A 6,237-nucleotide genomic window follows, 5' to 3' on the forward strand; every position below is an offset into this window, starting at 1 on the left:
CCCCCCCCCATTGGAAGCGAGTTTCGGGAATGCTGGCTTCAATTCCCAACGCGGATTATCGACTATCGTGCCGTCGCCGTTCCGGTCGTCGTCGGACGGATAAACCGTTGTGGAGTCGCCGTCGTTGATTGTTCGCCAAGCCACCATTGCTGATCTGGACACGCTGGTGCCGTTGTTCGACGCCTACCGCCAGTTTTATGAGCAACCGTCCGACCTGATCGGCGCTCGATCTTTCCTGTTCGATCGCTTCGAACATCAGCAGTCGATCATCCTGCTGGCTTGCGAGGAAAGCGGGGCTGTCGGTTTCGCACAGCTATTTCCGTCATTCTCGTCAGCCAGGCTCGCGCGCACGTTCATCCTCAATGACCTGTTCGTCTCGCCTGACGCGCGCGGCATGGGCGCTGCACGCGCCTTGCTGGATGGGGCATGTGAGTATGGTCGGAACGTCGGCGCAGCGCGGCTTTCGCTCTCTACCGCTGCCACCAACACGACCGCCCAATTCCTTTATGAAAAGGCCGGGTGGACAAGCGACAACAAATTTTACGCTTATGGCATCCCGTTGACCTGACACGTGGACGCTTCTCGTTTGGGAACTTGTGAAATGAAACCGGCTGCGCCTGTCGCGCTGACGGACGCCTGCGAGTTGCACTTTCTCGGAACTGACACCTAGAGACAGAGAACCGGGAAGCTAGGAGCCTCCCAAGGCGATGGGTTTCGGGAAAGCCACTGGCATCGGGGGAGCGGGCAAGATTGGTCATGCGGCGGTCGGCCGCTCAGCGGCTGCACTGACCCAGTTGCAGACGTTCGGGTCGCCATTAGCGGTGACCAAAAGCGGACGCTTGTTCATGGACCTGATACGTTCGCTCGCTGCTGTGCGTTTCATCTCTCAGGGTCGTGCTGCCAGGAGTGGGATCCAGGGTTTCCACCAACGCCTTGGGGGATCGCCAATGGGATTGGCAGTGATTTTGGCTCAATCCGGTTGCGTAGTCTTTTCCGCGAGCAAGGTAGCGCGCATATCGGACGGAGAGGTACCGTAGACGCGACGGAACAGCTTGGTGAAGTCCGAGGCGCTGCTGCCAAATCCGGCAGCTCGTGCCAGATCCTGGATCGGCGCGGTCGGTGAACTGCGTAGCAGCTGGAGGAACGCGCGCAGGCGGTGGTCGCGCAGATAGGTGGCGATCTTCAAACCCTGGTCCGCAAAGGCATCGTAAAGGCTGGTGCGCGATACGTTGAGCATCGCTGCGATCTTCGCGGTGTTCAGTTCAGGGTCCGCACTGGCGGTGGCGATGATCGTCTTGGCCCGGGCGACCAGATGACTGCGTTCCTCGGCAGGGCTGGCCTCGGCCTGCCGGATCATCGCGACGGCAACGTCCGCGGCGGTCGTCAAGGCGATGTCGAACGTGGCTGGCGACACGTTGCCGAGCGCGTCGACCATATAGCGAACATGAAGGGCGAAGAGATCGGCCAGTTCGCCGCCTGTGAACACCCGCCCGGCAATGCCGGCGAGCCGCGCCGTATCTACAGCCGCCGTTACCCTCGAGCGCGCCAGAAAGATCGCGACGACATGCCCCGGATAGTTGCGCATGACGTGCGGCACCGAGGTATCGAGGGTGAAGACGGCACCCTCCTCGACGTTCAGAAACTGACCATCGGTTTCGACCTCGACCCGGCCATGGCTGATGAAGCAGACCAGCAATCCGTCCATGCTGTCGGCAGCATCGTCCTCCTTGCGCCGCCCGGTCATGCCGGGGTTGCGTGAGATCGCGTGCAGGAAGGCGGCGCTCGATCCGGCGAACCAGCGCATCGTCGTATCGACCGGTTCGCCGTTAAAACTGACCGGCGGGATGCGACGATACAGGAACGCGTTCTCCAGATAGTCCTCGACGCCCGGCGGTGCCTTCAGGCTATCGATCTCCGCCGCCTCGAAATGCTTGGCGCGCCACGGGCGGTAACGGTCGGGTTCGGTCGGCTCCATCGCGGCCGGACCATAGCGTCGTGCGCGAGTAGCGCATGAGGCATTTTGTCCACAACTATAGGCATTTCGTCCGAATACTGCCGACGCGATTACCGATCCGGGACGAATGGACGAAATGCCTGGTGTTCTGGACGAATGGCCAAGCGACGCATGGTTACCCTGAAGGTAAGGCTGAGGCCAACATCAGTCCACAGGGGGCACAGGTCATGGCTTTGGGCAATAACGGCACGCTGCGCACGAACAGTGCGTTGCGCGAGATCGTCAATAACAATCAGGCCGACATCATTATCGGTACCGATGCGGCGGAAGCCTTCAGCTTCACCGATCTGAACGGCGGCCTGTCCGGCGACGACACAATCCGCCAGTTCGGCAAGAACGACGTGCTGCTGAACTACCGCTCGATCTATGACGGCAATGCCGACAACTTGATCGATCTGGGCTCGAACGGTCTGCTCGACATCGATCGCGCCGGTCCCAAGCGTGCCGGCCCCGACCAGATCAAGCTCGAGGGCTTGGGCGGCGGGGCGCTGCGCTACCTCGGCGACAAGCAGGGCTATTCGGTCTATGCCGATGCCAGCGTTCGCCTGAAGGGCTTGACCGAAGGCACGGTCAACAACGACAGCTTCGATGCTGCCAAGGGCGGCAAGGCGTACAGCTTCCTCTACGATACCGCGCTCGGGCTGAACCTCGGCGGGGACACGATCCGCAACTTCGGTGCCGATGACCGCATCGTCACGACGACGAAGTTCTTCGACGGCGGCAACGCCAACGGCACGATCGGGACGGGTGCGAACGGCGTGTTCGACCTTTCGGGAACGAGCGTCAGCATGCGTGGTGACGACGGCGTCGCCAATGGCGGACAGATCGATATCGTCGGCGTCTCGGCATTGTACCTGCTGTCGACCATGAGCGTGAACGGCGTCACCTACTACAGCTACGGTTCGACCCCGAACACGCCCCTACCCCCGGTCAATCGTGCGCCGACCGCACCGGCGACGGCGACGCTGAGCGTGCAGGAGGATGGCCGCACGACGTACAGCGTCATCGGTGCCAGCGACCCCGATGGCGATACGCTGAGCTACACGGTGGCGGCGGGCGATCAGCCACGCCATGGAACGCTTGTCGCGGGCAGCCAGGCCGGCAGCTTCGACTATACGCCCAACCCCGACTTTGCCGGCGAGGATAGCTTCACCATCACGATCAGCGACGGGAAGGGCGGCACCACCCAGCAGCGGGTAACGACCACCGTCACGCCGGTGAACGACGCGCCGACGGCAGCGGCCAGCGTTGCGGTGACGACCAGTGAAGACACCGCAACCGCTGCCACCCGGATCGGTGCGACCGATATCGATGGCGACACGCTGACCTATTCGATCAAGGTGGGCAGTACCTCTGCCAAGGGAAGTGTCGCCTTCGACCAGCGGGCCGGTACCTTCGTCTATACCCCCAACGCCGACCGCAACGGCGCGGACGCCTTTACGATCGTCATCAGCGACGGCCAGGGCGGCACGACCGAACAGCGTGTCGACCTCACGATCACACCGGTGCAGGACCGGATCGCCAACATCGACTTGAACGACATCGCCGCCGGCAAGGGCGGGTTCAAGATCATTGGACAGACGACGTTCGACAACGCCGGCAGCTCGGTATCGGACGCCGGTGACATCAACGGTGACGGGCTCGCCGACCTGATCATTGGGGCGCTGGGCAACGATGCGAACGGTCAGAACAGCGGTACAGCGTACGTCGTGTTCGGCAAGACGGACAGCGTTACGGTCGACCTGAACGCGGTTGCCAACGGTACCGGCGGGTTCAAGATCGCTGGCCAGGCGGCATTGGACAACGCCGGCAGCTCGGTATCGAATGCAGGCGACGTCAACGGTGACGGGCTTGCCGATCTGATCGTTGGATCGGACAGCAACGATGCGAACGGTCAGAACAGCGGTGCGGCGTACGTCGTGTTCGGCAAGACCGACGGTACCACGATCGACCTGAACGCGGTTGCGAACGGCACCGGCGGGTTCAAGATCGCTGGGCAGGCAGCATTCGACTACGCTGGCGTCTCGGTATCGACCGCCGGCGACGTCAACGGCGACGGGTTCACCGACCTCATCGTCGGGGCGTACCTCAACGATGCGAACGGTAGCGACAGCGGCGCGGCGTACGTGGTGTTCGGCAAGACCGATGGCGGTGCGATCGATCTGAACGCGGTTGCCAACGGCACCGGTGGGTTCAAGATCGCTGGGCAGACGGCAACCGACTTAGCCGGCATCTCGGTATCGAACGCTGGCGACGTCAACGGCGACGGGCGCGCCGACCTGATCGTCGGAGCGTACAGCAACGATACGAACGGTCGCAATAGCGGAGCGACATACGTGGTGTTCGGCAAGAAGGACGGCGGTACGATCGATCTGAACGCGGTCGCCAACGGCACCGCCGGGTTCAAGATTAGCGGACAGGCAGAAGGCGACTTTGCCAGCAACTCGGTATCGACCGCAGGCGACGTCAACGGCGACGGCCTCACCGACTTGATCGTCGGCGCGTTCTACAACGATGCGAATGGTCAGAATAGCGGTGCGGCGTACGTCGTGTTCGGCAAGACCGACGGTACCATGGTTGATCTAAACACGGTTGCCAACGGCATCGGCGGGTTCAAGATCGTTGGGCAGGCGGCATTCGACTACGCCGGCGTCTCGGTATCGCACGCCGGTGACGTCAACGGCGACGGACTGACCGACTTGATCGTTGGAGCCTACGACGGTGCGAACGGTAACGACAGCGGCGCGGCGTACGTCGTGTTCGGCAAGAAGGACGGTACCACAATCGATCTGAACGCGGTTGCCAACGGCACCGGCGGGTTCAAGATCGCTGGGCAGGCGGGAGCCGACTTTGCCGGCATCTCGGTATCGAACGCCGGCGACGTCAACGGCGACGGGCTCGTCGACCTGATCGTCGGAGCAACCGGCAACGATGCGAACGGTAACAACAGCGGCGCGGCGTACGTCATTTATGGATCAAGCGACTGGCTGATCTAAGCGCGTCGATATGCTACCGCTGGAGACATATTTTCCGGCGGTAGCAAGAAATTCGAGTAATCAGATTGGGAATCTGAGACCCAAATTCGGTCATTCATGGCCCCTTTCGCACTAACCAAGTTCGGACACTCGTTCATCGCATAAAAATTGGGTCTGCCGTCCCGCGTCGTGTCCGCGATTGTCTGAACCCGCTGGACAGCTGCACTTGGCACGCGCCCCACGATCTGTATCGTGAGACAATGTCTCACTCACCTCTGCACTCCCCGCTCAATCCAGCCAATGTTCCCAGCGCACGCTTCTTCGCCGACATCGGCATAACTCCCGGTGCGCGGGTACTCGATGTCGGTTGCGGCAATGGTGACCTCAGTCGGTTTGTGGCTGGGCTTGCCGGGCCAGGCGGCGAAGTCGTGGCGATCGACCGGAGCGAACAGGCGCTGGCGGTAGCGCAAGCGACCGACACGGACTTGGGTGTCGCGCACATCCAGTACCGGGCGGTCGATCTTTCGGGTGACTTGCCCGATCTCGGCCGTTTTGACGCGATCGTCTGCCGTCGCGTTCTGATGTACCTACCCGATGCCGCCAAGGCACTGGAGCGACTAGCGACGATGGCCAATCCTAATGCCGTCTTGGCATTTCAGGAACATGCACGCACCGCCCTTCCCGCAGGACTTGGGCACCTCGCGTTGCACCGCCAGCTTTATGACTGGAACTGGAGCACAGTTGCAGCAGAATGAGGGGATGTGCGGTTGGCGCTACGGCTCGCCGAACTGATGCAGCAATTGGGGCTTTCGGTTGAGGAGGCGCGCGGCGAGGCCATCCTGATCAACCCTAACCAGCCCTCCTTCCTGCCAACACTCACGCAGGCGATGCTGCCGCGAATAGTCGAGCGAGGTATCGCGACCGTGGAGCAGATTGACCCGGACACGCTGGCGGAGCGGATAGAGGAAGAGCATCGCGCTGCGGGTGGTGTGATCGTTTGGGACCTCGCCTTCTTAGTCGCGGCTCGCGCTCAACCTGTCGCTCGCTGAAAAGTCCGCCTTGAGGCAGCTGGGAGCGAGCTGAACGAGGAAATGCTGCCCGGCAGACTTGCGGCCACGAGGACCCACTTCCAAACGTTCGGGCCAGCCTTCCCGTTTCCCAACTCCAGACACTCATTCATGCCCTCGGATCTTCGAAGGCTGACGGCGACCTCCCCGAACGAAGCGCCCCGCGGTCCTGATAGTCGAA

General features: G+C 62.0%; 5 protein-coding genes. 4 read left to right on the plus strand and 1 reads right to left on the minus strand.

Annotated features, from left to right (window positions below; translation table 11 throughout):
* The first annotated feature begins 109 nt into the window (after positions 1–109).
* Complete coding sequence (locus tag ASE91_RS09110; RefSeq protein ID WP_056625269.1) at positions 110–568, plus strand: GNAT family N-acetyltransferase; 459 nt, start codon at positions 110–112, stop codon at positions 566–568.
* 402 nt (positions 569–970) lie between these two features.
* Here ASE91_RS09110 and ASE91_RS09115 read toward each other — a convergent pair whose 3' ends face one another.
* Positions 971–1,975: an AraC family transcriptional regulator gene (locus tag ASE91_RS09115; RefSeq protein WP_055998366.1), complete on the minus strand. Its 1,005-nt coding sequence runs from the start codon at positions 1,973–1,975 to the stop codon at positions 971–973.
* A gap of 206 nt (positions 1,976–2,181) precedes the next feature.
* Between ASE91_RS09115 and ASE91_RS09120 the strand changes: the two genes are divergently transcribed.
* From ASE91_RS09120 to ASE91_RS09130, 3 genes are all read left to right on the plus strand, one after another.
* On the plus strand, positions 2,182–5,010 hold the full coding sequence (locus tag ASE91_RS09120; RefSeq protein ID WP_056625272.1) for a tandem-95 repeat protein: 2,829 nt from the start codon (positions 2,182–2,184) through the stop codon (positions 5,008–5,010).
* 239 nt (positions 5,011–5,249) lie between these two features.
* Positions 5,250–5,744, plus strand: a complete 495-nt coding sequence (locus ASE91_RS09125) for a class I SAM-dependent methyltransferase (RefSeq protein ID WP_082453928.1) — start codon at positions 5,250–5,252, stop codon at positions 5,742–5,744.
* A gap of 12 nt (positions 5,745–5,756) precedes the next feature.
* Positions 5,757–6,038 (plus strand): hypothetical protein, encoded by a 282-nt coding sequence (locus tag ASE91_RS09130; protein WP_156347404.1) that lies wholly within the window; start codon positions 5,757–5,759, stop codon positions 6,036–6,038.
* The last annotated feature ends 199 nt before the right edge of the window (positions 6,039–6,237 follow it).

Origin of the sequence: Sphingomonas sp. Leaf62, assembly GCF_001421915.1 — a bacterium.
Classification (GTDB): Bacteria; Pseudomonadota; Alphaproteobacteria; order Sphingomonadales; family Sphingomonadaceae; genus Sphingomonas.